Below are 25,853 nucleotides of genomic sequence, written 5' to 3'. Positions count from 1 at the left end.
CAAACCGCCGCCATGCTTCAGAACCTCGAAAATCTCGCCCGTGAGGCCAAGTCCTGGCCGTTCGAACAAGCCCGCAATCTGCTGGCCCATGTTCTGAAAAAGCGGCTGGGCGAGAGCGAGCGGGCCGAGGCGCGGGCGCTGATTGACGCGGGCAAGGCCGACGAGGCCCTGGCCAAGTTCGAGGCCCTGCGCCGGCCGGTGGTGCTGGAGACCGGATACGGGCCGTCGGGCCTGCCGCACATGGGCACCTTCGGCGAGGTGGCGCGGACCACCATGGTGCGCAACGCCTTCCGGGCGCTGACGGGCGACCACTGGCGCACGCGACTGATCGCCTTCAGCGACGACATGGACGGGTTGAGGAAGGTGCCGGAAGGGGTGCCGAACCCGGAGATGCTGCGCGAGGATCTGCACCTGTCGCTGACCCGGGTGCGCGATCCGTTCGGGACGCACGACAGTTTCGGGGCGCACAATAATGCGCGGCTGCGGGCCTTCCTGGACGGGTTCGGCTTTGACTATGAGTTCATGAGCTCGACCGAGACCTACAAGTCCGGCGTGTTCGACGCGACGCTGTTGACCCTGCTCGAGCGGTTCGACGCGGTCATGGCCATCATGCTGCCGACCCTGGGCGAAGAGCGGCGGGCGACCTATTCGCCCTTCCTGCCGGTCAGCCCGATCACGGGCCATGTGTTGCAGGTTCCGACCCTGGAGCGGAATGTCGAGAAGGGGACCATCGTCTTCGACGACCCGGCCGGCGGGCGCGCCGAACTGCCGGTCACCGGCGGCCATGTGAAGCTGCAATGGAAGCCCGACTGGGCCATGCGCTGGGTAGCGCTGGACGTCGATTACGAGATGTCGGGCAAGGACCTGATCGAAAGCGTGCGCGAGAGCGGCAAGATCTGTCGCGCCCTGGGCGGGACGCCGCCGGAAGGGTTCAACTATGAACTGTTCCTGGATATCGAGGGCAAGAAGATCTCCAAGTCCAAGGGCAACGGCCTGACGATGGACGAGTGGCTGCGCTACGGCACGCCGGAGAGCCTGAGCTGGTACATGTTCCAGTCGCCGAAGTCGGCCAAGAGCCTGCACTTCAACGTCATTCCGCGCGCCATCGACGACTATCTGGCCTTCATCGAAAGCTACAAGACCCAGGAGCCGGCCAAGCGGATCGACAACGCCGTCTGGTCGATCCATGCCGGGAACCCGCCGACCCATACCTCGCCGGTGTCGTTCGCCCTGCTGCTGAACCTGGTGGGGGTGGCCAACGCCTCGACCAAGGATCAGCTGTGGGCCTATTTCGCCAAATATCTGCCGGAGGCGACGCCGCAGAACGAGCCGCTGCTGGACCAGTTGATGGACCGGGCGTTGAACTATTACGAGGACTTCGTGAAGCCCTCGAAGTCGTACCGCCTGCCGGACGACAAGGAGAAGGCGGCGCTGCTGGATCTGGCGGAACGGCTGAAGGCCCTGCCGGCGGACACCACGGACGGCGAGCTGATCCAGAACGAGGTCTATGCGGTGGGCAAGGCGCACGCGTTCGAGCCGCTGCGGGCCTGGTTCGGGGCGCTGTACGAAGTGCTGCTGGGCGCGTCGCAGGGGCCGCGCTTCGGCTCGTTCGCGGCCATCTACGGCCTTGCGCAGACCATCGCCCTGATCGAGGCCGGGGCGCGCGGCGAACTGACGCGAGCTTGACGTAGGGTTAATTTTCGAGACTTCTGACCGACTCTATAGGCGTGGCCAGGGGCGCGACGTTGGACTACGAAATCGACGAGCAGGCGCGGATCCTGTGGATGGACCTGTTGTCCGCCGGGAATGCGGACAAGATTCTGACGGCGACGTTGGGGGTGATCAATGCCCGGCCCGAACTGTGCGCCTGGGACTGGATCGTCGAATGCGAGCCGATGCCCGACGACGCCTCGATCGAACATCTGACGAAACTGGCCGAGGCCTGGGGGGCGCCGCCCGAGGTGGAAGCGGTCACGGTCATCGTCACCAGTGATCGATTGCTGCACCTGTGGGCGCGGGTGATGGATTTTCAGTTCCTGCGCCGCAAACACCTAATCGCGCGCGACACCGAGGCGGCGCGCGCGATGATCCACCGATGGCGGGCCGCACGGCCGTCAAGATGAACGGAAAATAACGGCGAAGCTCCGGGAGCCTTCAGGTTGGGACGGGCATTGTCTCCTCATCGGCAAACCCGATGACAGGAGATACAAGATGTCGAGCAAGTTTCTGAAGACGGGTCTGGCCACGGCTGCGGCTCTGGCCGCCCTGGTGACCGCCGCCCCCATGGCCGCCCAGGCCCAGGCCAATGGCGTGACCAACTGCGACGCCCCCGGCGGTCGTCAGCGCGCGGGCGCCCTGATCGGCGCGGTGGTCGGCGGGGTGGTCGGCTCGAACCTGGCGCGTAACGAGCGCACGGCCGGGACCGTGGTCGGCGCCGGCGCCGGCGCGGCGGCCGGTTCCTATATCGGCTGCAACCAGCAACGCACCCGTGCTGCGGCCCAGGCCAACGCCAACACCTATCGCGCCGGCACGAACCTGCGCATCCGCAGCGGCCCCGGCACCGGCTTCCGCCAGGCGGGCAGCCTGTCGGCCGGCCAGCAGTTCACGGCCGTGGCCTCGCAAGGCGACTGGATCCAGATCGCCGGCGGCGGTTGGGTCAACGCCAACTATGTGACCCGCTAAGGGGCGCTTTTCGAAAGACCGTTTCGGCGGCGGGGCCGTTCATGCCCCGTCCAGTTCCCGCCGCCGGGATCGTCGCAAGGCTCGCGGTTCGCCGTTGGAGCCTGGCCCCGTCCGGTTCGCCGGGCGGGGCTTTCTACTGGCTGACCCACAGGATGCGGGCCATCCATTCGATCTCGCGCCGGGGCACGACGCGGGGCGGATAGTCGGGGTTGATCGAGGACAGGGTGGCGGCGCGGGCGGTCAGGCCGGTCAGCTCCTTGGCCAGCACCTCGCCCGAGCTCAGGCGGACCACGACCCGGTCGCCACGGCGCACGGCGGGATCGCCCCGGTCGACGATGACCCGGTCACCCTCGCGGTACAGGGGCGCCATCGAATCCCCGCTGATGCGCAGGCTGAAAGTAGTGGGGGTGACCTGCGGCAAGTCGGTCTGGTCCCAGCCGTCGCCGGTCGGCAGGCCTGCGTCGTTGAAGAAACCGTCCAGACCGGCGCGGGCCAGACCAAGTAGGGGCACGGTCGCCCGGCTCGGCGGCGCATCCTCGGCCAGGGCCGCGAACTCGGCGAGGGACACGCCGGTCGCCTGAAGGATCAGGGTCATGCTCTCGGTCGAAGGCCAGCGGGGACGCGGCGGATCGCCGGCGCCGAACCGTTTCGACGGATTGAAACTGGTGGCATCCAGCCCCGCCCGTCGCGCCAGCCCCGACGGCGACAACCCCTCGCGCCGCGCGAGGGCGTCCACGGCCTTCCACAGTTTGGCGTGCGACAGGGGCATGGGAATCCCGACAGTGAGTCGGGTGGAGTTTAGGGGAGGCGGTTAGGAATATCTACCTAGCTGTCCGCTGCGCATACTCCGCGGCCGCCTTGCGGTCCTGCCAGACCCAGAAGGTGCCGACGCCGATGCAGAGTATGATCAGATAGCCGATCAGGTTCATCGCAGTATAGATCGACGTCAGCGGCGCCTGGTTCGTGGTCATGATCATGATGTGGCCCATGACGGCGATCAACTGAAGGCCGGCCGCCCAGGTCGGCCAAGAGTGCGGGTATCGCCAAGCGATGGCGACGAGCGCAAGAAGCGTAGCAGTATCGATTGCGAATAGACCGTAGGGCCAGTCGCGAAAACCGGCGTTCTCTTGGGCGACAAGAGAAGCGAACCAAGCAAACAGGTAAATGCCTGCCCCCATCTTCTCGCGGGGGCCGCCTTTCAGAAAGGCGAACAGTCCCATAACAACCATGAATATGGCGCCTACAACTGCGTAACCCATGTTAATCATGCAAATCGCCCCCGCGCTGTGTGCACGGAGGCGATAATGACCGAATTCTGGTTAAGCTGAAATGTCAGTCTGCTAAGCTTACCAAGAATTCACCCGACAGAGCGAAGGCGGTTGAGCGGGCGTGCGTCCTCCGGATCGAGCCAGTCATCGGGCTTGCCGATCGGGCCGGCGGCGTAGGTGCCGAAGCCCATGCGGCGGTGGTCTTTTTGCAGTTCGGCGTGGCAGGCGACGATGGATTCGCGGGCGGCGGCGAGGGCGGCGATGGTTTCCATGGCCTTGGCTTGCGACGCCGTGGCCGCGACGGGCGAAAGCGAGAGGGCGGCGCGGGCGCCGATGAAGGATTGCACCAGAACAGTCGCCTGGGTGATGGCGGCGTCGATGGCGTGTTCAGTCGCGTGCAAGTCACCAGCGACGCTGGCGATGACTTCAGTCCGGTCCATTAGAAAAGCCCCTCAAGCTAAGGTTTACAATGGATGAATCTTAACACGGCTTAATCATACTCGATAGAGTCTTGTTAACCTTTCAAGCAAAGGTGCGCTAAAGCGCCGCGCCTGGCGATGCTTGTCTAGTAAAGCTTTTCTGGGGTGCGGTGTAGGCCGTCGAAATCCCTAGGGATTATCCAGTAAGAAGTGGGCGGTGAGAGAGGCGATGGGCTGGCTGCGGGCCTCCTGCCAGGCCTCGGCCTGGACGTGGGCGACGCGGCGGCCGGCGCGGCTGATGCTGGCGCGGGCGAAGACATCGACCGGGCGTCCGGTGCGCAGATAGGCGACCGTGACATTGATCGGACGGGGCAGGCGCGGGCTGGGGAAGGCCAGGGCGACCTGGGCCATGGCCGTCATTTCCAGCAAGGCCGCCGTCGAGCCGCCGTGCAGGGCCGGGAGCATCGGGTTGCCGATCAGCCGGTCGGCGAAGGGCAGGATGACGGTGATCTCGTCGCCGCTGACCAGGGTCTGGAGGTTCAGGAAGCGGGCGTAGGGGATGCGGTCGAGAAGGTCGCTCATGCTGCGGCCTCCTCTCGTCCGGGGCGTGCACGGTTCAGCACATAGGCGGACTGGGCGGCGGCGACGGGGTCGGACGAATCGACCTCGAAGGCCCAGGCGCGGACGAAGGCGATGGTGGGCGTCAGGCGGAAGCATTTCGCCTGGGCCAGCAGGTCCATGCGCGGATGGGCGGCGCGCATATAGTCCACCCGCAGGTCCAGGGTGGCGATGGGCTGGAACTCGTCCATGGCGGTCCAGACTGCCAGGCCGCCGATATGGTCCAGCAGGGTTGTGACCAGGCCGCCGGCCAGGACGCCTGTTTCCGGATCGCCGACCAGGTCTTCGCGCCAGGGGACGCGGATGCGGGGCTCGCCGTCGTGCAGACCGTCGAAGACGAAGCCCAGGGCCCCGGTGTGGGCGGCCCCCGCCGCGAGCTGGGGCAGGATGGTGTCGACGAAACTGTCGTGCATGCGAACGGACGCCCGTGAAGCCGATGGTCGTCTCCTGTATGGAGGGGGGACCCGACGGCGTCGAGAGCGTTAAGGATCCCATGATCCGCCCCGAAGACCTGCTGCACCCCACCCCCGCCGGCCTGTACTGCCCGCCGGGCGACTTCTACGTCGATCCGGTGCGGCCGGTGGATCGGGCGGTGATCACCCACGGCCATTCGGACCATGCGCGGGCGGGGCATGGCGTGGTCCTGGCCACGCGCCAGACCCTGGCCATCATGGCGGAACGATACGGCGCCGATTTCGCCGGGCGACAGCAGGCGGTCGAATACGGCGAAGGCGTTGCGATCAACGGCGTGGACCTGAGGCTGGTCCCGGCCGGCCATGTGCTGGGGTCGGCGCAGATCGAGGTGAGGTGGAAGGGGCTGACCATGGTGGTGTCGGGCGATTACAAGCGCCGGCGCGACCCGACCTGTCCGGCCTTCGAGCCCACGCCGTGTCATGTCTTCATTTCTGAGGCGACCTTCGGCCTGCCGGTGTTTCGCCATCCGCCGGCCGAGGAAGAGATCGGTCGGTTGGTGCGCTCGCTGGGGCAGTTTCCCGAGCGGGCCCATCTGGTCGGGGCCTATGCTCTGGGCAAGGCGCAGCGGATCATCATGAGCCTGCGCGAGGCGGGATGGGAGCGGCCGATCTATGTCCACGGGGCGATGGAGCGGCTGAACGACCTGTATGAACGCGAGGGGATCGAGCTGGGGCCGATCCTGCCGGCGCGCGGCTTGGGCAAGGGCGCGCTGGGCGGCGAGGTGGTGATCGCGCCGCCGTCGGCCATTCAGGACCGGTGGTCACGCAGTTTCGCCGACCCGGTGACGGCCTTCGCCTCGGGCTGGATGGGGGTGAGGGCGCGGGCGCGCCAGAGGGGGGTGGAGTTGCCGCTGGTGATCTCGGACCACGCCGACTGGGGCGAGCTGATCGCCACCTTCGAGGCGCTGAGGCCGGACGAGGTGTGGATCACCCATGGCCGCGAGGAGGGGCTGCTGCGCTGGGCCGAGCTGAACGGTCAGAAGGCGCGGGCGCTGCGTCTCGTCGGCTATGACGAGGAGGACGAAGAGACGCTGGAGGTCCGACCGGATTAAGGGCGGGTCAGCCCGCCTTGCGCCGGGCAGCGGGGGCGGATCGGCGGCTTTCGGCCTGCTCGGCGCTGGCCGGGGTTGCACCAGACAGGGCGGCGTTCATGGCCATGCGCAGGCGTTCCGGCTTGATCGGCTTTTCGACCACCGCGGCCATGCCGACGGACAGATAGTGTTTGGCGTCTTCCGGATCGGCGTTGGCGGTCAGGGCGACGATGGGGGTTTGGCCGACCGGACCGTCCAGGGCGCGAATGGCCCGGGTCGCCTGGACACCGTCCATGCGCGGCATCTTGATGTCCATCAGGATCAGGTCGTAGCGGTTTTCCTGAACGGCCTGGAGCGCCTCGATCCCGTCCTCGGCCAGTTCGGAGCTGCAGCCGAACATCTCGCACAGGGCCTGGGCCACGACGCGGTTGGTGGCGTTGTCATCGACGATCAGGACGTGCGGCGCCGATTGAAGGTTCAGTTCGGACAGGTCCGACACGTTCGACGGCGTCTCGACGACGGCGACGGCGCGACGTGCGGTCAGGTCGAAGGCGAAGGTCGCGCCGCGGCCCTTGTTGTTCTCGGCCCAGATGCGGCCGCCCATCCGGTCGATCACCTGGCGGCAGATCGACAGGCCCAGGCCGGCGCCGTCGGGCCCGGATCCGTGGGAGAAGGGCTCGAAGATGGCGTCGACCCGATCTGCGTCCACGCCGGGGCCGTCGTCGCGGACGCGGGCCTCCATATGGACCTGATCGCCCTCGACCCAGGCCTTGAGCCCGGCCTCGACAAGGCCGTCGCGGGCGAATTTGAGCGCATTGCCGATCAGGTTGTTGAACACCTGTTTCAGGCGCATGCCGTCGATGACGGCGGCCAGTTCGGTGTCGCCTTCATAGCCGACCATCAGGGTCACGCCGTCCTGGGAGGCGCGCGGCTCCCACAGGGCCTGGACATCGTCCATGACGGCGCGAAGCGGGGTGGGGACGGGGTTCATCTCCAGCTCGCCGGCCTCGGCCTTGGACAGATCGACCGCGTCCTGAAGAATGCGCAGCAGGCTTTCGGAGGACTCGACGATGGTCTGGACGTGGGCCTGGGCCGTGGCGTTCAGCGGCTGGCGACGCAGCAGTTCGGCGACGGCGAGCACGCCGTTCATCGGGGTGCGCAGCTCGTGGCTCATGATGGCCAGGAACTGGCTCTTGGCGCGGGCGGCGGCGAGCGCCTGGGCGCGGGTGTCGTTTAGGATGGCGGCCTGATCCGCCATCATCGCTTCGTGCGCGCGCTGGCGATCGGTCGCGACCTTGAGCAGGGTCGCAGCGGTGCCGACCCCATGGTAACGGCCGCCCTTGGTGACGATGAAGCCGCGCAGCAGGGCGGCGGGGCCGCCCTTCAACATGATGTCGCAGAAGGCCAGGGTCTGGACGTCGCCCTCGACCACCGCAGGCTCGGGGTCCATGGCGAAACTGATGGGGCGGCCGTCGTAGAGGGCGTGGCCGAAACGGCCGGCGATCTTTTGCAGGAAGGCGGTGCGTTCCACGAGGCCGACGGGGCGGTCATTCTCGACGACCGGAATGACCAGCGTGTCCGGTTCGCGCTCGAACCGGGCGAGGACATGACAGCCAAGGGTCGATGGAGCGACCGGCTGGGCCTGTTCCGAAAGGGTCTCGATAATCGGCATACTGCCTGGAACTCCTTACTGGCCTCCCATATGCACCAGTATCGCTTGCCGATTAGTTAAGCCTGATCAAAAAGTTTCACTGGTTACAAGCGTTGTCATTCGGGGCGTTTTGCGCCGAGGCCGGGTCTGGTGTAGAAGGCCGGCCCGACCCATCTAGGGTCCTCATCCCTTTGTGCATGCGCGCGGCCGACCGGCCGACCGCAGATTCGTCATGAGCGTCATCCTGGAAAAGTCTCCGACAACGGCTCTGGTTCTGTTCTCCGGCGGGCAGGACAGCGCGACCTGTCTGGCCTGGGCGCTGGAGCGGTTCGAGCGGGTGGAGACGGTCGGCTTCGACTATGGCCAGCGCCATCGGGTCGAGATGGAGGCGCGCCAGGCGGTGCGCGCCGGGATGAAGACGGCCGCCCTGCCGCAATGGGCCGACCGGCTGGGCGACGACCATGTGGTGGACCTGACCGGCTATGGCCGGATCGCCGAGAGCGCCCTGACCGCCGACCGCAAGATCGAGATGGATGCGCGCGGCCTGCCGACGACCTTCGTGCCGGGACGCAACCTGATCTTCCTGGTGGCGGCGGCGGCCCTGGCGGATCGGCGCGGGCTGGAGGTGCTGGTCGGCGGCATGTGCGAGACCGACTATTCCGGCTATCCCGACTGTCGTCACGAGACCATGGAGGCCATGGCGCGCGCCCTGTCGCTGGGCCTGGACAAGCCGGTGGCGATCGACACCCCGCTGATGTGGCTGACCAAGGGGCAGACCTGGGCGCTGGCCGACCGGATCGGGGGCGAGGCCCTGGTCGAGCTGATCATCGAGGACAGCCACACCTGTTACCTGGGCGACCGGACGCATCGGCACGCCTGGGGCTATGGCTGCGGCGAATGTCCGGCCTGCGAGCTGCGCGCGGCGGGCTATGAAGACTGGGTCGCGTCCCAAGGCGCCGAGACGTGACCTATTCGGCCAAGGAAGTCTTTCTGACGGTGCAGGGCGAAGGCGGACAGGCGGGCCGGCCGGCGGTCTTTCTGCGCTTCGCCGGCTGCAATCTGTGGAGCGGGCGCGAGCAGGATCGGGCGAGCGCCGTCTGCACCTTCTGCGACACGGACTTTGTCGGCGTGGACGGGGACGGCGGGGGCAAGTTCGCCACGGCGGACCTGTTGGCCGATCATGTCGCGGCGATGTGGCGAGGGCGCGTGGGCGATCCGAAACTGGTGGTCTGCACCGGCGGCGAGCCTCTGTTGCAACTGGACCCGCCGCTGATCGCGGCCCTGCACGCGCGCGGTTTCGAGATCGCCATAGAGAGCAACGGCACCCTGGCGGCGCCGGACGGGATCGACTGGATCTGCGTCAGTCCCAAGGCGGATGCGGCTGTGATCCAGGTCAAGGGCCAGGAGCTGAAGCTGGTCTATCCGCAGCCCAAGGCCCTGCCGGAACGGTTCGAACACTTGGAGTTCGAGCGGTTCTGGCTCCAGCCCATGGACGGCCCCGACCAGGCGGCGAACACCGCCGCCGCCATCGAATACTGCCTTACCCATCCCCAGTGGCGCCTGAGCGTCCAGACACACAAGTACATCGGCGCCCGCTAATGCCCGTTTTCGAAATCACCAAACAGGCGACCTTCGACGCCGCCCACCACTTTCCCAACGAACCCGAGGGCAGCATCTATCGCCGCGTCCACGGCCATTCCTTCACGGTCGAAGCGACGATCCGCTCCGAGACCCTGGACGTCGAGCACAACTGGGTCGCCGACCTAGGCGCGCTGGACCGGGCGCTGAGAGCGGCGGCGGAGCAGCTGGACCACGGCATGTTGAACGAGCACGAGGGGCTGGAACTGCCCAGCCTGGAGAACCTGTGTCTGTGGTTCGTCAAGACGCTGAAGCCGGACTGGCCGGGGCTTTGCCGGGTGCAGGTGGCGCGGCCGACGATCAACGAGCGGTGCGTGCTTTGCCTATAGGCCCAGCTGGCGGCGGATGACGCGCAGCTTCGGCTCTTCGGCCTTGCAGGCCGATTTGACCCGGCGCCAGTCCTCGTCGGACAGGGCGGGGGCGCCGGGGCGTTCAGCGGCGCGGGCCTCTCTGGCGCGACGGCCGGAGGCCGGGTGGGTGGCGGCGAACTCGGCCGCCTCGGCCAGCTTCTGGTCCTCCATCTTCGACAGACGGTTGAAGAAGGCGGCCATGCCCTTTGAGCTGAAGCCGGCTTCGTGCAGCAGCGCGCGGCCCCGTTCGTCGGCTTCGTGTTCGGCCGCGCGGCCGTAGCTGAGGTCGGTCGCCTGACCGGCCAAAATCACCGCCTGCTGGCCCGCGCCGGACCCGCCGCCGACGACGGCGTCCAGGATCAGACCAAGACCCAGGCTGCGCCACACCGCCTGCATGACGTGGCGTTTTTCGACATGGGCGATCTCGTGGGCGACCACGGCGGCGACCTCGTCGGGGGTTTCGGCCGTGCGGATCAGGTCGTCGGTGACGATGATGGAACCGCCAGGCAGGGCGAAGGCGTTGATCATCGGCGCCTGGACGGCGCGGATGCGAATGTCGAACACGGTGTCAGCCTTGGAGGCCAGACGGTCGGTCATGGCCTGGAGCGCGGCCTGGCCGTCTTCGCCTTCGCAGCGCGGGAAGAGGGCGTTCATCTGCAGGTCGAAGTTTCGACCCATGTTGCGCTCGTACTCTACCGGCGTCGCCCGGGCGAGCGGCCCGGACAGGGCCGGAACGCCGATGAAGACGAAGCCGGTCACGGCCGCCGCCACGACGGCGAGGGCGACTGCCAGGCGTCGCTCGCGCGAGCGGTCGCGCCTGGCGGTGCGGCTGGCCAGCAGACCCCCCGCCAGGGTCCAGTCGGATCGGGACACGACCAGCCGGGCGTCCGGTTCGGCGCTGTGCGACAGGCGGGCCTCGTTCGCCTCAAACGCCACTGAAAGCCCTTTGGCCGGCCAGCGGCGCTCCTGGCTGTCGAGCGACAGGATCACGGCGTCTGCATCGACGGTGACGACGACCGCATGAGATCGAGCGCTCTTGCCGTCGTAGAAGCGGCCGTCCATCTCAGATGGCCGAGAAGCCGAAGGCGTCGGCCAGGCCCTCGCCCGATCCGGGGCCGCGGCTGGTCTGGTGCGCCAGCCCGACCTTGGCTTCGCCGGTGGATTTTAGCCGCTGGACCAGGAAGCGCGCCGTCCGGGCCTGGGCCCAGGGCATGAGGAAGCCCAGGGTGACGATGATCACGAACAGGTTGCTGACCGTCAACCACCACAGGGGCAAGGCCTTGACGTCCAAGGTGAAGCTGGCCTTGTCCATCGACACCCCGTTAGCGATCGAGCGGAGCATGGCCGCCTGATAGGGCGCCCAGATCAGCAGGAAGATCGGCGCGAGGAGCGCCATGACGCCGTAGATGCCGACGATGATCATGACGTCCGGCGGCGTGCCGGATTCAGGTTCCGGCAACAGCCCGGCGTGACTGAAACCGGCGATCATTCCGCCGATGACGACGATCAGCAAAATATAGCCCGCAACGGTGCCGAACCAACCGATGGCATAGGGGCCGTAGACGCCCTCACCCTCGGCGCGACCCAGGCGGAAGGTCAGTTTGCGGTCTCCAAAGCGCAGCCCGTCCCACAGGAACGCCGCCAACTTGCGTTCAGCCGCAGGCCAGAACCAACCAAGGGTAAAGCCCGAGAGCCAAAGATAGCCGAGGAAGCGGAGGCCGTAGCCGCTGGCCGACCCGGTCAGCCGGAAGCGGATGCCGCGCCAGGTCGTGCGGCTGGCCATGTAGCGGAAGGCGCTGAAGACGCCGAAGCCCCACAGCCAATAGATGAACATGTAGAAGGGGAAGATGAGGACGGCCGCCAGCCCAGGATGAAGAAACTGGACGGCGAAGACGATCAGCAGGAAGGGCGCGCCCAGCACGGCCAGGGCCAGCAGGAAGCCGACGAACAGTTCGACGCCCCGCCCGGTGTATTCGAAGGCCTCGTCATTCAGTCGCACGCCCTGCCAGATACGGCGACGCACCTCGGTCTTGCCCCAGAACCGCCAGAGGGTCAGGGTCACGAGGTTCAGCAGGCCGTTCTTAAGGCTGAGGCCCAGGAAGTTCGACGGCTGGAGCGTGGTGGTCAACACCAGGGCCTCCGCGCCTTCGTCGGGATCGGAGATCGGACCTAAGGCGTCATAGAGCGGACGCGCCGGCGTCGGCGCGTCTTCGGTGATGTCGGTCAAACTATCCCCCTACCAATGTCCCCTGCTCTGGATATCCGCAGACAACGCGAGGGTGCAATCGATTAAATCGAAAGCGGGCGCCATCGCCGGGGCTGCACCCGGAGGGGCGCCTCAGGCGGAGAGCCACTCCAACAGCGCCGCGCTGACCGCTTCTGGCTGTTCCAGGGTGGAGGCGTGGCCGCAGTTGGGGATGATGGCGAGGCTCGCGTCAGGGATGGCGCTGGCGATTTCTTGGGCGCGGTCCGGCGGGGTCAGCGGGTCGCGGTCGCCGACCAGGACGAGGGTTGGGGCCCGGATTTCAGCAAGGTGTGGACGCGAGTCGATCCGTTTCGTGATCGCGGCTTCCTGGCGGATGAAACCGTCCGATCCGACGTCGCGGCCCATGCGGATCTGGATGTCGATCAGGTCCTGACGGCCGCGATGGTTGGGATGAAGCAGGTTGGGCGTGACCTGGGCGAGGACCGCTTCCAGTTCACCGTTCCGAACGCGTTCCATAAGAAGGCGACGCGCCTCGATCTGTTCAGGGGTGTCGGCGCGGGCCGAGGTGTTGAGCAGGGCCAGCTTGATGACGCGTTCCGGCGCCTGGCGCAGGATCTCCATGGCGATATAGCCCCCCATGGAGATGCCGCCGAGCGCGAAACGGGCCGGGGTGTCGCGCAGGATGGCGGCGGCCATGGCGGCGATGCTGTCGCCCTCAAGCGTCGAGGCGACGGTGACGGGGCCGTGGGGCCACAGGGCGACGGTCTGGGCAGTGAACATTTCGGCCGTGCAGGCTAGGCCGGGGATCAGGACGGTCGGGGTCATATGAGGACCGTATCACGACCTCTCCCGCCCGCGCAGGGGCCGAATGAGGCTGTGTGGTTAACCGGTCAGCAGGTCTTGCCCTGACGCTGGCGCTGTTCGCAGCGGCGTTGCTCGCGTTCGTGGTCGCGTTGTTCGCGTTCGCGGCGGGCGCGGGTTTCTTCGTCGGAGGTGGTGACGGCGTCGAAGCCGGCGCCGACGGCTGCGCCGGTGGCCTTGGCCGTGCCGCCTACGACGGCGGCGGTTCCGCCGACTACGGTTCCGACCACGCAGCCTTGGAGCAGAAGGGCCGCGCCCAGCAGGAGGGGTAGGGCGGCGGCGTGCAGGGGGCGGCGGTCGGTCATCGGGAGATTCTCTCGTGAGATGTGGAGGGTACAGCCCAATGGTGAACGGGGCCTGACCGTCGTCGCCCCCGATCAGGCGGTGCGTTGCGGGAGCAGTTTGCGGCGTTGGCGCGCGATGGCCAGCGGGGTTCCGTCCGCACCCCAGGCGGTCGCCTCGTCCACCGTCCAGCCCAGGCCGAGGTCCAGCATCCGGAACTCGAAGAAGGCCCAGCCGTCGGGCGCCGTCTGCGGCGTCGGGTCGGTCAGGATGTCGATGCGCAGATCGACGGTGGTCATGGGCGCCGGGATCGAGGTGGCGGTCCAGGCCGGGGGATAGAGGGCGTCCAGCAGATAGCAGAGCCCGACCTCGTCCAGCGGCCGGCGGTCGGACATCCGCATCCAGGTGCGCTCGATCACAGGCTTGCCCGTGTTGCCGCCCAGGATGTTGGGGCCGCCGTCGAACCGGTATTCGACGTGCTGGGCGAAGTGGGGCGACATCGGCCCCTGGATGGTGGCGGCGGGGTTCAGACTGTCCAGCGGGGGCGGGGGCAGATGAAGCGGGGTCAGGGGCGGGGCAGCCCCGTCCAGACCGTAGGTGCCGGTGGCGTGGTGGGTCATGCGACCGTCCTGCTCGGCCTCGACCGCCGCATAGACGACATTGCGGCCGCCGCGCAGCAGACGGGGACGAAAGGCGACCTGATCACCGAACTTGGCCGCCGACAGATACTGAACCGACAGGGTCCGCAGCGGCGCGGTCAGGGACAGGCCATGACGCATCGCCTGGGCGCACAGGGCCGCCAGCAGGCCGCCGAAGGGGAAGCCCTTTTCCGGCGGCAAACCCGAGGGGCCGTTGGAGAAATGACCGGGCACCGGGGCCGACAGGCCGCCGTCGTCCAGGGTGTGGAAGCTCAGGGCGGCGTCGAGGGAGATGGGAGTCGTCATATGGGCCATGGGCGCGATCCTGCGTCAGGCGAAGAAGGGACGGAAGGCCCCGCGTGCCGCAACAGGAGCGAGGCCTTCCGCCAGTCTGGGAACAAGGCGACGAACCGGGAGGTTCGTCAGTCCGTTGCCAAACAAGACTGACCTAGCGGGTTCGGTTTGGCAACCCTCTTGCCAAGCGGCTGACGCGAGGTCACTTTTGTCGCATGGGACGCACCGCAGACTACAGCCGCCAAAGCTGCTCCATCGCCGCCACGCTGGAGGTGATCGGCGATCCGTGGACCCTGCTGGTCATCCGCGACGCCTTCAACGGGGTGCGCCGATTCGAGCAATGGCAGGATAATCTGGGCGTGGCGCGCAACGTCCTGGCCGCACGTCTGAAAAGCCTGGTCCAGCACGGGGTGCTGGAGCCGCGCCCCTATTCCGAACGGCCGCCGCGCAACGAATATGTGCTGACCCCCAAGGGCAAGGATCTGTACGGGGTTCTGGTGACCCTGCACGGCTGGGGCGCCAAACACGTCTATGGCGAGACCGACTGCGGTATCGACATGGTCCACTCGACCTGCGGCCAGACCCTGACGCCGCGCATCGCCTGCGGCTGCTGCGGTGAGATCGTCAAGCCGAGGGAGATCCTGCTGACGCGCGCGGAGAACCGGCCGACGGTGGGGGATGTGATGCCGAAGGACGAGGCGGCTTAGGGGGCTCGCTTGCACCGGCCTGCGCTTCTGAACTGGTTTGCTGATCTTCTCGGCGAACCGCCTCGGCGGGTCGCCGGGGGCGATCTCTTGAGGCCGCAGCCTCATGTCGGACCGTTCGCCTATATGGCGCGACTTTACGATCCATTGGGCACCGGCGATCTTAACGGCTGGTTGTCCGGAGTGAACTGTCCTCGCAATGATTATACTTGCTTCCTGGAGACCGCCGCCAACGGTCTTAGTTTTGTGAGTCTCAATCTCTACGGCGTGATCCACAGTATGGATCGGTCGGTAGGGCCTGACGCGGGACAGCCGATAAGCATCGATTACGGAAATCTCATCGGAAGACCTGCCGGAATGGCTGAGAGCCAGATGGTTATCGGCGGAGCGGTCGGCTGGTCTTCACGCGGAGTTTTTATTATCGACGACCAGGGGCGGGTTCGATTGACACACCACGCGGACGCCCACGACATTGCGGCCGAATGGGACAGTCTGGGGGCCATGCTGAAGGCCGAGACCACGCGCATAGCTTCGCTTCTGGATCTGACGGGGGAGCCCCTTTCGACATATACGGCTTTGATGCACCCAGGAGGGCGGCGTTGGGAGACCGAAACGGAGCCGCTGACCACGGTTCACTAAACTCAGAACGACGAAAGCCGGCCCCACCTTGCGGCGGAACCGGCTCCCGTCATCCCTTGACGCACACCACCTGACGCAGGGTGTGCACGACCTCGATCAAGTCGGTCTGGGCCGCGATGACCGCGTCGATGTCCTTATAGGCCATCGGGGTTTCGTCGATCACCTCGGCGTCCTTGCGGCATTCCACGCCCTCGGTGGCGCGGACGTGGTCCTCGATCGTGAAGCGGCGCTTGGCTTCGGTCCGGCTCATGGCCCGACCGGCGCCGTGCGAGCAGGTGCAGAACGAATCCGCATTGCCCTTGCCGCGGACGATGAAGGACTTCGCCCCCATCGAGCCGGGGATGATGCCCAGTTCACCGTCCTTGGCCGACACGGCCCCCTTGCGGGTCAGGAAGACGTCCTTGCCAAAATGCTTCTCCTTCGAGACGTAGTTGTGGTGGCAGTTCACCGCCTCCTGCGTCGTCTTCAGATCCGGCCAGAAGGCCTTCAGCACCCCGAGCACGCTGTCCATCATCACCTCGCGGTTGGCGCGCGCGTATTTCTGCGCCCACGACACCGCCCGTACATAATCGACGAAGCCGTCCGTGCCTTCCGGGAAATAGGCCAGGTCCTGGTCGGGCAGGTTGATGTGCCAGCGGCGCATCTCGTGCTTGGCCCGTTCGATGAAATAGGTCCCGAACCGGTTGCCCACCCCGCGCGAGCCGGAGTGCAGCATCACCCACACGTCGCCGGCCTCGTCGAGGCACAGCTCGATGAAGTGGTTGCCCGTGCCCAGGGTGCCCAGGTGGCCGAAGCCGCGCGGGTGCGCCGCCTTGGGGTGTTCTTCCACCACGGCGTCATAGCCTGCCTTTAGATCGGCCCAGCGCGTCACGGCCGAGGCCGGCGGTTCGGCGGCCCAGGCGCCCTTGTCGTTGCGCCCGCCGTTGTCGGTGCGGCCGTGCGGAACGGCGGCCTCGATGGCGGAGCGGATCGCCGACAGGTCGTCGGGCAGGTGTTCGGCGCGGATCGAGGTCCGCACCGCCATCATACCGCAGCCGATGTCCACGCCCACGGCGGCCGGGATGATGGCCCCCACGGTCGGGATCACCGACCCCACCGTCGCGCCCATGCCCCAGTGCACGTCCGGCATGACCGCGACGTGTTTGTGGATGAACGGCAGCGAGGCCACGTTCTTCAGCTGTTTCAGCGCCGCATCCTCGATGGGCACCCCTCGGGTCCACGCCTTGATCGGCGCGCCCGAGCCTTCGATCACGTCATAGCCTGACATGGCCGACGTCTCCTTCTCTGTCTGTGATCCTCCCGGACCGGACGGAGAGACGTCGCTTGCGGATACAAGAAACCCCTCCGGCCGGTGGCGGGAGGGGTTGCTGGAAAACCGAAGTCGATGACCGGTCGTTCCCTACCTACCCCTCACGCATGCGCATTCGTCCTGGACCGGCAGTCGGTCCAAGCCCTTGGGCGCATTGATGGTGGCGTAGTGAGTGAACATGGGTCTCTCGTCTTCGGAGGTGGGCGGATACACGGCTAAGGTGGTGGGCTGCAACCCCCGACGTTGGAAAAACCTGATACTGCCGTTTTTTGGCGGCAGGTCTGCTAGGCTCGCGCTGTGTCCCGCTCCGAACGTCTTCTCGATCTGCTGAACCTGCTGCGACGGCATCGCCGGCCCGTGAGCGGTCGTGCGCTGGCCGCTGAGATAGGGGTCAGTCTGCGCACCCTGTATCGCGACATCGCCAGCCTGCAGGCGCAGGGGGCGACGATCGAGGGGGAGGCGGGGGCGGCTATGTGCTGAAGCCGGGCTCTCTGCTGCCGCCGCTGATGTTCACGCCGGAGGAAGTGGAGGCCCTGGTGCTGGGCTCGCGCTGGGTCGCGGACCGGGCCGATCCGCGGATGCGGGACGCAGCCCTGGGGGCGCTGGCGCGGATCGCGGCGGTGCTGCCGCCCGATGGGGCGCGCGCATCCTGACGGGAACCGGCTGCGGGTCTATGCCGTGGCGGCCTGACGGTCGGCTTGTCCGAGGTCCGGCGCGCGCGGGATTTCGACCGTGAAACGGGAGCCGCCGTCGGACTCGGCGTCATGGAAGGCCCGGCCGCCGTGGGCGTCCGCGACGGCCCGCACCACGGCCAGACCGAGGCCGGAGCCGGAGGCGTAGGTGGTGTGGCGTTTGAACGGCTCGAAAATCTGGGCGGCGCGATCTTCGGCGATGCCGGGGCCGCTGTCCTTGACGGATACCTGGACCACTCCGCCTTCGGGCGCTGTACGGATGCACAGACGTCCCGGCGTGGCGTGGCGGCGGGCATTCTCGATCAGGGCCATGGCCGCCTGTCGAATCCGCGTCGGATCGCAGACGACGACAGTGGGTTTCAGCGCCCATTCGGTCTCGAAACCGGCGGCGGCGAGGCCCGGCGCCACGGCGCCGCGCAGATCGCCGATCACTTCGGCCAGATCGACGGTCTCGAGCCGCAGGTCGAGGTGATCGCTGTCGGCCAGGCTGACGACCCGCAGGTCCTCGACCACTCTGGCCAGGCCGTCGATTTGGCGCAGCAGACTGGTCAGGGTGCGTTCGTCGATCTCGAACACCCCGTCCGCCACCCCCTCCAGCCGGCCTTTCAGAATGGTGACGGGGGTGCGCAGTTCGTGGGCGATCTTGGCGTTCCAGGTGATCATCCCGGCGGCCAGGGCTTCGAGCCGCTCGGCCATGCGGTTGAAATCCTCTACGAGCTGGGCTGTTTCGCCCAGGGCGCGCTCGCCGACCACGGCGCGGGCGGTCAGGTCGCCGTCGGTGATCCGGCGCGCGGCGGCGGCGAGCGAGGCCAGGGGGAGGACGATCCGGCGGGCCAGTTGCGCCCCGGTCAGGACGGAGGCGCCGACGGCGGTCAGAACGGCGGCGGCGATCACCGCATAGTCGAAAAGCTGCGGGCGCCAGTGGTGCGGGGCGGCGACCGCGTCGGGGTGGTTCTCAAACACCCAGGCGTAGACGACGAAGGCGCAAAGCGCGCTGAGCGCAAACCCGGACAGGGTGACGAGCGCCATGCGAACGGCGATCTTTCGCCCTGTGGCGGAAATCCGCATCAGGCGTCCGGCTCCAGCCGATAGCCGACGCCGCGCACATTGGTCAGCAGTCCCTCGGCGCCGGTGCTCTCCAGCTTGCGACGCAGATGGCTGACGTGGCTGTCGATCGTGCGCTCCAGCACGTCCTGGTTCGGGAAGCAGGCTTCCATGATCTCGGCGCGGGTGAAGACGCGCAGCGGGATACGGGCCATGTGGGCCAGGATGCGAAACTCGGTCAGGGTCAGGTCCAGCCTACGCTTGCCCTCGGGCGTGATGACCGCAGCCAGGTAGTTCTCCAGCTGGACCTCCAGGGGGCCGACGCGAAGAACCTTGGCGTTGGGAGCGCCGACACTGCGGCGCAGTATGGCGTGGACGCGGGCCACGACCTCGATCGGCTTGAACGGTTTGACGATATAGTCGTCGGCCCCGATCCGCAGGGCCTGAAGCTTGTCCAGATCCTGATCCAGGGCGGTGACCATGATGACCGGGGTCTCGCCGCGACGACGCAGTTCTCCCAGAACGTCCCAGCCATCACGCACCGGCATGCGGACATCCAGCAGGACCAGGTCGGGCTTCAGCGAAGCGTGCAGATCTATCGCCTGCTGGCCGTCCGAGGCGATGGCCGTGCGGAACCCTTCGCGACGCATATAGGCGTCCAGAATCTCGACGATCTCGCCCTCGTCGTCGGCGATCAGGATCAAACTGCTCATGACATCTCCATGCCGTCGCCATCGCGCCGGACGCGCGCGAGGTCCAGTACAACTGGACGTCTTCGGATAAATTTCACTCGGTCTCCACAAACACGAGATGCGCCCGAATGACAAAACCCCCTCCCGCCGGGCGGCGGAAGGGGGCTCTGGCCTGTTCGTTCGAAACGATCAGTAGGAGGCGCGCAGCTCGATGCCGAAGGTGCGCGGGTTGTTGAAGTTGCCGTAGTCGCCGATGGTGGCGCGGTTGGACGGGTCACGACGATAGACGTGAGCTTCGTTCAACAGGTTGCGCGACCACAGAGAGACCTCCAGCAGCGGGCCCCCGTCGCGGGTGGTGATGTCGGCCAGGGCCAGGCGACCGTTGACGATGAAGGACGAGTCGTTCTTCAGCTCGAACTGGTCGAAGGCCTGGGTCGCATCGGCGTAGTTGCCGTCGATGTGCGCCTTGAAGGTCCCCGCGAACAGCGGAGCCGTGTAGTCGGCGGCGACGCTGAAGGCGTTTTCGGGGGTGTAGGCGATGTAGACCTGCTGGACGACGCCCGAGAACGGGTTACGCGTCGGCGGCACTTCGGCATCCGTATAGGCGTAGGACGCCGACAGGGTCAGGGCGTTGGTGAGGCGCGCCGTGCCTTCCAGTTCCACGCCCTTAATCTTGGTCGTGCCGGGGGCGTTGATCGTTTCCAGCGTGTTCCGCGTCGAGGAGCCGATCACGGTCACCAGGCTGAAGTCGATCTGGCTGTCTTCACGCTCCGAATAGAAGGCGGCGGCGTTGAGGCGCAGACGGTGGTTCAGCCAATCGCTCTTCATCCCCAGTTCGTAGGACTTGATGTCTTCCGGGCCGAAGGAGCGATAGGTCAGCGAGCGCGAGCTGGCGCCGCCGGCGCGATAGCCGGTGGCGTATTTGGCGTACAGGTTGACGTCGTCGTTGACGTCATAGGCCACCGTCACCATCGGGTTGAAGCGCTCGGTCTTCTTGTCGAAGGTGTAGTTGGTCGCCGCATTATTGACCTTCGACAGCACGCCCGACTTGTCGTCCTGGGTGAAGCGGCCGCCGGCGGTGATGTGCAGGGCGTCGTTCAAGACTGACGGGGTCCAGGTCGCCTGGCCGTAAACAGCCTTGGACTCGGATTCGGCGCGGCTTTGGCGGTCGATCGAGCGGTGGCCGCGGATGGTCGGGGTCGGGTCGTTGATGGTGTAGCCGGTGCCGTCCGCATTCCACTTGTTGGTCGAGGGCGTCGAGGCGTCGTCCGAGGCGATTTCCTTGAAGTAGTAGAGGCCACCGACATAGTCGATGCGATCACCCAGCGAACCGATCGCCTGGAACTCCTGGCTGAACTGGTGTTGCCACAGGCCGGCCAGCGAATAGCGGCTGAAGTTCGAGTTCGGGCCGACGACGGGCGGCCGGTGGGCGCCGGCGATGTTGTCATACTGTTCGACATCGACTTCGCGGTAGGCGCTGATCGAACGCAGTTCCAGATCGTCGTTCAGGTGATACGACAGGTGCAGATCGACGCCCTGGGTGTCGTCGACGCTCCATTGTTGCGGCACGCCGATGTCGGCGACCTTCATGCGGCTGTCGCCGTTGACCTGAACCAGCGGCGACAGGGCGCGGATGCTGCCCGACGGAACGCTGGTCGAGGTGAAGGGCACGACGGTCAGGCCGTTGGGGTTGTAGTTCAGCAGCTGGGTATAGAACGGCGTGTTCTTGTCCTTGCTGATGTCGGCCGCCAGGTCGGCGGTAAAGTTTTCGGTCGGGGTCCAGCGGACCTGACCGCGCAGGCCGCGACGGTCGTAGGCGCCGAAGCCTTCTTCGCCCGGCAGGGTATTCTTGGTGACGGGGCCCTGAACCGAGACCACGCCGTCCATCTTGACGGCGAAGTCGCCGATGGCGGGAAAGTCGACGTGCAGTTCCGAGTTGTAGGAGTCATAGTTGCCGACGCCGGCGACGGCGCGCAGGCCGAACTCGCCCGTGGGCTTGCGCGTCACCAGCGACAGGGCGCCGCCTTCGGTGTTGCGACCGAACAGGGTGCCCTGGGGGCCCTTGAGGACTTCGATCCGTTCGACGTCCAGCAGTGCGGCGCCAAGGCCGTGCTGGCGGCCCATATAGACGCCATCGACGTAGATGCCGACGCCCTGTTCGCGAGCGGGCTGGTTGGCGTCGTTCGGCACGATGCCGCGGATGCCGATGGTCAGGGCCGATTGGCGGGCTTCGAAGGTGGCGACGCGCAGGCCGGGAACGGCGCCGTCAGCCAGGTCCATCAGGCTCTGAACGTGGCGGTCTTCCATAGCCTCTGAGTTCAGCACCGAGATCGAGATCGGCGTGTCTTGCAGATTGGTTTCACGCTTGGTGGCGGTGACGACGATGTCGTCCAGGCCAGCGGGCGCGGCGTCAGCGGGCGCCGGTGCGGTTTGGGCGAAGGCGGAGAAGGGCGCTGCAAGAAGGGCGGTGCCCAGCAGCAACTGGAGGCGGAGTTTGTTTTGACGGTGCATTTATATCCCCTGCTTGGTCGCTGGGGGATTACGGCACTATTGCGATGCGCACTTTACAGCTGTGTAACGCTCGGATGCATTATTGATGTATGGCGACAGTTCGAGTATTCGCGCAAAATACTGACGTTCTCCATCAAATCTCCACAAAGACGGCCTGTCTCCCATTTATTCGACTGACCGCTAAAGCGCCTCCAGGAAGGCGACGAGGTCGGCGCGTTCCTGGGGTGTCAGGTTCCGTTTCGCCAGCAGGGGATCGGTGGTGGGGAAGAGGGGATCGTCCTTCTGGTCCGGACCGGGGCGGGGGCGGGCGCCGCCGGCGTCGTAGAGGGCGACCACGCCATCCAGCGTCGGCAACAGGCCGTTGTGCATCCAGGGGCCGGTACGGCTGATGTTCAGCAGGGAGGGCGTTCGGAAGGCGCCGACGTCGGCGGGGTCGCGGGTGACGTCATAGCGGCCCAGATCCTGGCGTTCGCGACCGTAGAAGCTGAGGCCCAGATTGTGGAATTTCTGGTCGCTGAGCAGGGGGCCGGAGTGGCAGTTGGCGCAGCCGGCCTTGGTGCGGAACAGGTGCAGGCCGCGCAGCTGTTGGTCATTCAGGGCGTCGGCCCGGCCGGCCAGGAAGCGGGCGTAGGGGCCGCTGCGGGGCTTCAGGGTGCGCTGGAAGGCGGCCAGGGCCTTGGCGATGCGGTCGGTGGTGACCTCGGACGAGCCGAAGGCCTGGGCGAAGGGGGCGGCGTAGGACGGGTCGGCGGCGATGCGGGCAGTGACCACGGGCAGGTCGGCGGCCATCTCCTTGGCGTCGACGATGGGGTGCAGGCTCTGCTCTTCCAGGGTCTTCACCCGACCGTCCCAGAACAGGCTGGTCGCCCAGGCGGCGGTGGCCACCGAGGGGGCGTTGCGCCGACCCCTCTGGCGGTCATGACCGAAGGAGGTGCGGAGACCGTCGGCGAAGCCCAGTTCCCGCGCATGGCAGGAGGCGCAGGCGATCTGGCCCGAGGCGGACAGTTTCGGATCCTCGAACAGGCGCTGGCCCAGGGCGGCCTTCTCCGGGGTGGTCGGATTGTCGGTCGGCTCGGGCGCCGGGGGCAGGGGGGCGAACTCGGCGAAGGTCGCGCCCTCTTGCAGGAGCGGGCGGGGCCAGGTCTCGGGCGCGCCGGCGTAGGCGAGGCGGAGCTCGCCGTCGCTGGACGGCGTTTGGACGCGCGACACCGCCGCCCCCACGCCCAGATGGAGCGCAAGGACGGCGACGACGAGGGCGGTGATGTCGCGGGCGGGCTTCAATGTCTTCAGTACTTGTACTTCAGCGTGACCCAGATGTTCCGGCCCAGCTGATAGGGCTGGGTCGTGGCGGTCGAGTTGTTGTTGCGGATGGTGTCGAACAGGTTGTTGACCCGCAGGTCCAGGGTCGCCGTGCCAAACTGGCTGCGGGCGATCTCGGCTTGAAGCGACAGATTGGTGTCGATGGAGGCGTCGTACTGGACCTCGCCGTAGACGTCGTAGGACGAGCCGCCGACGGTGATGTTTTCGCCCGTGTCCTCGACCTGTTTGAACTCGTCCTTGAAGCGGGCGTTGACGTTGGTGCGGATCCGGCCGTTCAGCCAGGTCGATCCCCAGTCGGCGTTGATGATGATGGGGGATGCGTATTCCGGGCGCTGGTTGTCGGCCAGCGCCTTCCACATCGAGACGACTTCGCCCTTGTAATAGACCAGCTCGGCCGCCGTATCCTCAAGCTCGTCATAGTACTCCATCGCCGAGGTTTCGGTGTGGGAGAAGTTGCTGTTGAACGAGATCGTGTGGCGGCCGAAGTTGCGCAGCCATTCGACCGACAGGCCGCGATAGCTGGAGGAGCCGTCGTTGTCCGCGGTCGAGACCGTGCGGGAACGCGTCCCCGAGGTGTCGCTGACATAGGTCTCGGTGGTCGTGGTGAGCGAGAACTGGTCGTGGCCTTCGCGCAGTATGCCCTTGATCCGGTATTCGCCGCCCAGCAGGCCGCCGCTGACGGCCGCCGTCAGTTCGTCGGAATAGGGCGTCTTCAGATCGGAGTCCGAATATCGAGCCGACGACGTGTGGGAATACAATGTCCAGTCACCGTAAACGCCGCCTGAAGCGGTGCGGCGATAGGTGTAGTTGTCGGGTGCGTTTTCACGCAGAGCGTAACCCAGGAAGCCGCGGCTGTAGTAGCGGTTCAGACCGACCGTCGCGGTCATGCCGAACCAGGGCAGGTCGTGGGCGACGGACAGGCGCGGCGAGAAGTCGTGGTTGCCCAGGAAGGTCTCGTGATCGTAGCGGAGACCAGCCCGGACGTCGAAGCCGCGCCAGTCGAAGTTGTAGTTGCCCCAAAGGCTGTAGGTCTGCAGATCCACCTCGGTCTGGTAGGCCTTATAGATCGAATATTGCGCCAGGACGTAGGAGCCGGGGACGCAGGTGAGGGCCGCCGCCTCTTCCGGGTAAAGGCATTTGATCGCCGAACTGACCGTGCTGCGTGAATAGGCGTAGTTGTCCTGAGGGCGGTTCTTTTCCGCCGTCGTATGGGTGAAGTCGAAGCCTGCGGTCAGCTTGCCGCCGGCTAGGGGTTGCGACCAGGTCGTCTTGAGGCCGTAGTCCTGCTGCGACTGTTCCAGATCGCCGAAACTGCCCATGGTGCAGTTGGTGCTGGTGCACCAGTCGACGCTGGCGACGGACGAGGGAAGGCTGAGGTTTATGGCGGGGGCGTCGCGGTCGTTGTCGGAGTCGGCGTAGGTCAGTTGGACGCTCCAGTCGGCGATCCCACGCTTGCCACGCAGGCGCAGGTTGGAGGCCAGGCCGCCGCCGTGCTGGTACATCTGGTTGTCTATCCCGTTGCCCGAGGCGTTCATGCTCTCGTAGGGGCTCCAGGTGATCTGGCCGTCCAGCGTCAGGTCCGCCGCCAGGTCGTACTCGCCCTTCAGCAGGAAGTTCTCGCTCTTGCTGGTTTGGCCGAACGGTCCGCCGCCGTAGGTGTCGCCGCGATAGTAGGTGACCGTGGCCTCTGAGTAGTTGTAGCCGCCGATCAGACGCAGGCGATCATTCACCGGCAGATCGACGGTGAAGCCGTAGCGCGACTTGTCGTAGTCGGGCTTGTCGGGATAGACGCCATTCAGCTCGGCGCGCACGGCGTCGGTCATCCGATAGCTGGCCATGTCCGTCTGGGTGAAGCCGTAATAGGCCGTCGCGCCATAGGTATGGGCCGGGGCGCGGGTCTTGATATCGACCACCCCGCCCAGGAAGCCGCCGTACTCCGCCGAGACGTTCGAATCGATCAGCTTTATCTCGCCGACCAGGCTGGAATCGACCCAGATGGACTGGGCCGAAGCCGCGCCGGCGACTTCGTCATAGTGCTGGGCATTGGTGTTGAATGTGTCGAGACGCGAGTTCACGCCGACGCCGTCCAGGACGAAGAGGTTGTCCAGGTAGCTGGACCCGGAAATCGAGATGCGCGAGGGGCGCAGGTCTTGAAGGCTCTCGTCGTCAGCCATGCCTTCGTCAGCGCTGAACTGGACGGTCGGGGCCAGCTTCAGGAGTTGGTTGGCGTCGCCTGAGCCGGGAGCCCGGTCCTGGACCGACTCGCCGCTGAAGACCGTCGTGCCGGAATCGACGGCGGAGCCGAAGCTGTAGGCGGCGGAGGCCTTCGATTCGTCGGTGACGACTACGGTGGGAATGGCTTCATCCGTTTGGGGCGTGGTTTGCGCTTGCGCGGCGCCGGCCAGCAGAAGCGCCGCCACACTGGCGGATGAGACGAAAACAAGACGCATGATGGTGACCCCGAGCCCAAACAGAAGGGGCCGCGACTTACGCCCAAGAAAACCTACATGCAACTCATTCTTAGTTGCGTT

General features: G+C 66.5%; 28 protein-coding genes. 11 read left to right on the top strand and 17 right to left on the bottom strand.

The features are described from left to right. Positions 1-12 precede the first annotated feature (12 nt). The 3 genes from ACW177_RS12710 to ACW177_RS12700 all read left to right on the top strand — a co-directional run bounded on the left by ACW177_RS12710 (position 13) and on the right by ACW177_RS12700 (position 2,682). Positions 13-1,686, top strand: coding sequence for a lysine--tRNA ligase (locus ACW177_RS12710; RefSeq protein ID WP_492026057.1), 1,674 nt, complete (start codon positions 13-15; stop codon positions 1,684-1,686). Between the two features lie 59 nt (positions 1,687-1,745). Continuing rightward, positions 1,746-2,123 carry a hypothetical protein gene (locus ACW177_RS12705; protein ID WP_492026056.1) on the top strand — a complete coding sequence of 126 codons (378 nt, stop codon included), beginning with the start codon at positions 1,746-1,748 and terminating at the stop codon, positions 2,121-2,123. A gap of 88 nt (positions 2,124-2,211) precedes the next feature. Beyond that, positions 2,212-2,682, top strand: coding sequence for an SH3 domain-containing protein (locus ACW177_RS12700; protein ID WP_271164135.1), 471 nt, complete (start codon positions 2,212-2,214; stop codon positions 2,680-2,682). Between the two features lie 133 nt (positions 2,683-2,815). Here the strand turns inward: ACW177_RS12700 and ACW177_RS12695 are convergent, their stop codons facing one another. From ACW177_RS12695 to ACW177_RS12675, 5 genes are all read right to left on the bottom strand, one after another. After that, positions 2,816-3,451, bottom strand: a complete 636-nt coding sequence (locus ACW177_RS12695) for a S24 family peptidase (RefSeq protein WP_492026055.1) — start codon at positions 3,449-3,451, stop codon at positions 2,816-2,818. A 52-nt stretch (positions 3,452-3,503) separates the two neighbouring features. Then, entirely contained in the window at positions 3,504-3,902 is a 399-nt protein-coding gene (locus ACW177_RS12690; RefSeq protein ID WP_492026054.1) for a hypothetical protein, read from the bottom strand. Positions 3,903-4,039: 137 nt separating this feature from the next. Beyond that, on the bottom strand, positions 4,040-4,390 hold the full coding sequence (locus tag ACW177_RS12685) for a hypothetical protein (RefSeq protein WP_492026053.1): 351 nt from the start codon (positions 4,388-4,390) through the stop codon (positions 4,040-4,042). A gap of 168 nt (positions 4,391-4,558) precedes the next feature. Then, a complete protein-coding gene (locus ACW177_RS12680; RefSeq protein ID WP_492026052.1) occupies positions 4,559-4,951 on the bottom strand; it encodes a PaaI family thioesterase in 393 nt (130 codons plus the stop codon). Further along, complete coding sequence (locus ACW177_RS12675) at positions 4,948-5,400, bottom strand: PaaI family thioesterase (protein WP_492026051.1); 453 nt, start codon at positions 5,398-5,400, stop codon at positions 4,948-4,950. The genes ACW177_RS12680 and ACW177_RS12675 overlap by 4 nt, the downstream gene beginning before the upstream one ends. Positions 5,401-5,480: 80 nt before the next feature. Between ACW177_RS12675 and ACW177_RS12670 the strand changes: the two genes are divergently transcribed. Continuing rightward, positions 5,481-6,512 carry a ligase-associated DNA damage response exonuclease gene (locus ACW177_RS12670; protein WP_492026050.1) on the top strand — a complete coding sequence of 344 codons (1,032 nt, stop codon included), beginning with the start codon at positions 5,481-5,483 and terminating at the stop codon, positions 6,510-6,512. A 7-nt stretch (positions 6,513-6,519) separates the two neighbouring features. On the opposite strand, the gene ACW177_RS12665 is transcribed toward ACW177_RS12670, so the two are convergent. Continuing rightward, positions 6,520-8,163, bottom strand: a complete 1,644-nt coding sequence (locus tag ACW177_RS12665; protein ID WP_492026049.1) for a response regulator — start codon at positions 8,161-8,163, stop codon at positions 6,520-6,522. Between the two features lie 211 nt (positions 8,164-8,374). On the opposite strand from ACW177_RS12665, the gene queC reads away from it, so the two are divergent. The 3 genes from queC to ACW177_RS12650 are packed head-to-tail and all read left to right on the top strand — an operon-like array spanning position 8,375 to position 10,109. Next, positions 8,375-9,109, top strand: coding sequence for a 7-cyano-7-deazaguanine synthase QueC (queC, locus tag ACW177_RS12660; protein WP_492026048.1), 735 nt, complete (start codon positions 8,375-8,377; stop codon positions 9,107-9,109). Beyond that, positions 9,106-9,741 carry a 7-carboxy-7-deazaguanine synthase gene (queE, locus tag ACW177_RS12655; RefSeq protein ID WP_492026047.1) on the top strand — a complete coding sequence of 212 codons (636 nt, stop codon included), beginning with the start codon at positions 9,106-9,108 and terminating at the stop codon, positions 9,739-9,741. The genes queC and queE overlap by 4 nt, the downstream gene beginning before the upstream one ends. Beyond that, positions 9,741-10,109, top strand: a complete 369-nt coding sequence (locus ACW177_RS12650) for a 6-pyruvoyl trahydropterin synthase family protein (protein ID WP_492026046.1) — start codon at positions 9,741-9,743, stop codon at positions 10,107-10,109. The genes queE and ACW177_RS12650 overlap by 1 nt, the downstream gene beginning before the upstream one ends. Here ACW177_RS12650 and ACW177_RS12645 read toward each other — a convergent pair. From ACW177_RS12645 to ACW177_RS12625, 5 genes are all read right to left on the bottom strand, one after another. After that, on the bottom strand, positions 10,104-11,192 hold the full coding sequence (locus tag ACW177_RS12645) for a M48 family metallopeptidase (protein ID WP_492026045.1): 1,089 nt from the start codon (positions 11,190-11,192) through the stop codon (positions 10,104-10,106). The two genes, ACW177_RS12650 and ACW177_RS12645, sit on opposite strands and share 6 nt — an antisense overlap. A gap of 1 nt (position 11,193) precedes the next feature. After that, positions 11,194-12,357 carry a YjgN family protein gene (locus ACW177_RS12640; RefSeq protein WP_492026044.1) on the bottom strand — a complete coding sequence of 388 codons (1,164 nt, stop codon included), beginning with the start codon at positions 12,355-12,357 and terminating at the stop codon, positions 11,194-11,196. Positions 12,358-12,468: 111 nt separating this feature from the next. Further along, positions 12,469-13,161, bottom strand: coding sequence for an alpha/beta fold hydrolase (locus ACW177_RS12635; protein WP_492026043.1), 693 nt, complete (start codon positions 13,159-13,161; stop codon positions 12,469-12,471). A 65-nt stretch (positions 13,162-13,226) separates the two neighbouring features. Then, entirely contained in the window at positions 13,227-13,502 is a 276-nt protein-coding gene (locus ACW177_RS12630; protein WP_492026042.1) for a hypothetical protein, read from the bottom strand. A gap of 72 nt (positions 13,503-13,574) precedes the next feature. After that, on the bottom strand, positions 13,575-14,432 hold the full coding sequence (locus ACW177_RS12625) for a thioesterase family protein (protein WP_492026041.1): 858 nt from the start codon (positions 14,430-14,432) through the stop codon (positions 13,575-13,577). 194 nt (positions 14,433-14,626) lie between these two features. Here ACW177_RS12625 and ACW177_RS12620 point away from each other — a divergent pair, with 194 nt between their 5' ends. Both ACW177_RS12620 and ACW177_RS12615 read left to right on the top strand, forming a co-directional pair. Next, positions 14,627-15,118 carry a winged helix-turn-helix transcriptional regulator gene (locus ACW177_RS12620; protein WP_492026040.1) on the top strand — a complete coding sequence of 164 codons (492 nt, stop codon included), beginning with the start codon at positions 14,627-14,629 and terminating at the stop codon, positions 15,116-15,118. Between the two features lie 123 nt (positions 15,119-15,241). Beyond that, positions 15,242-15,754 carry a hypothetical protein gene (locus ACW177_RS12615; RefSeq protein ID WP_492026039.1) on the top strand — a complete coding sequence of 171 codons (513 nt, stop codon included), beginning with the start codon at positions 15,242-15,244 and terminating at the stop codon, positions 15,752-15,754. A gap of 49 nt (positions 15,755-15,803) precedes the next feature. Here the strand turns inward: ACW177_RS12615 and ACW177_RS12610 are convergent, their stop codons facing one another. Beyond that, entirely contained in the window at positions 15,804-17,021 is a 1,218-nt protein-coding gene (locus ACW177_RS12610; RefSeq protein WP_492026038.1) for an RtcB family protein, read from the bottom strand. Positions 17,022-17,360: 339 nt separating this feature from the next. Between ACW177_RS12610 and ACW177_RS12605 the strand changes: the two genes are divergently transcribed. Beyond that, positions 17,361-17,543, top strand: a complete 183-nt coding sequence (locus tag ACW177_RS12605; RefSeq protein ID WP_492026037.1) for a helix-turn-helix domain-containing protein — start codon at positions 17,361-17,363, stop codon at positions 17,541-17,543. Next, positions 17,537-17,716 carry a hypothetical protein gene (locus tag ACW177_RS12600; RefSeq protein ID WP_492026036.1) on the top strand — a complete coding sequence of 60 codons (180 nt, stop codon included), beginning with the start codon at positions 17,537-17,539 and terminating at the stop codon, positions 17,714-17,716. Before ACW177_RS12605 ends, ACW177_RS12600 begins: the two co-directional genes overlap by 7 nt. Positions 17,717-17,734: 18 nt before the next feature. On the opposite strand, the gene ACW177_RS12595 is transcribed toward ACW177_RS12600, so the two are convergent. The 5 genes from ACW177_RS12595 to ACW177_RS12575 form a co-directional block, all read right to left on the bottom strand. Further along, positions 17,735-18,823, bottom strand: a complete 1,089-nt coding sequence (locus ACW177_RS12595; protein ID WP_492026035.1) for an ATP-binding protein — start codon at positions 18,821-18,823, stop codon at positions 17,735-17,737. Beyond that, positions 18,823-19,512 carry a response regulator gene (locus ACW177_RS12590; RefSeq protein ID WP_492026034.1) on the bottom strand — a complete coding sequence of 230 codons (690 nt, stop codon included), beginning with the start codon at positions 19,510-19,512 and terminating at the stop codon, positions 18,823-18,825. Before ACW177_RS12590 ends, ACW177_RS12595 begins: the two co-directional genes overlap by 1 nt. 168 nt (positions 19,513-19,680) lie before the next feature. Next, positions 19,681-22,002, bottom strand: a complete 2,322-nt coding sequence (locus ACW177_RS12585; protein WP_492026033.1) for a TonB-dependent receptor — start codon at positions 22,000-22,002, stop codon at positions 19,681-19,683. Between the two features lie 180 nt (positions 22,003-22,182). Continuing rightward, the gene (locus ACW177_RS12580) at positions 22,183-23,283 is read right to left on the bottom strand and encodes a cytochrome-c peroxidase (RefSeq protein WP_492026032.1); all 1,101 of its coding nucleotides are present in this window, start codon (positions 23,281-23,283) and stop codon (positions 22,183-22,185) included. Between the two features lie 5 nt (positions 23,284-23,288). After that, the gene (locus tag ACW177_RS12575; protein WP_492026031.1) at positions 23,289-25,772 is read right to left on the bottom strand and encodes a TonB-dependent receptor plug domain-containing protein; all 2,484 of its coding nucleotides are present in this window, start codon (positions 25,770-25,772) and stop codon (positions 23,289-23,291) included. Positions 25,773-25,853: the final 81 nt, after the last annotated feature.

The organism is Brevundimonas sp. AVps23W (genome assembly GCF_058681395.1).
This window is presented reverse-complemented; position numbering and strand designations above follow the sequence as displayed.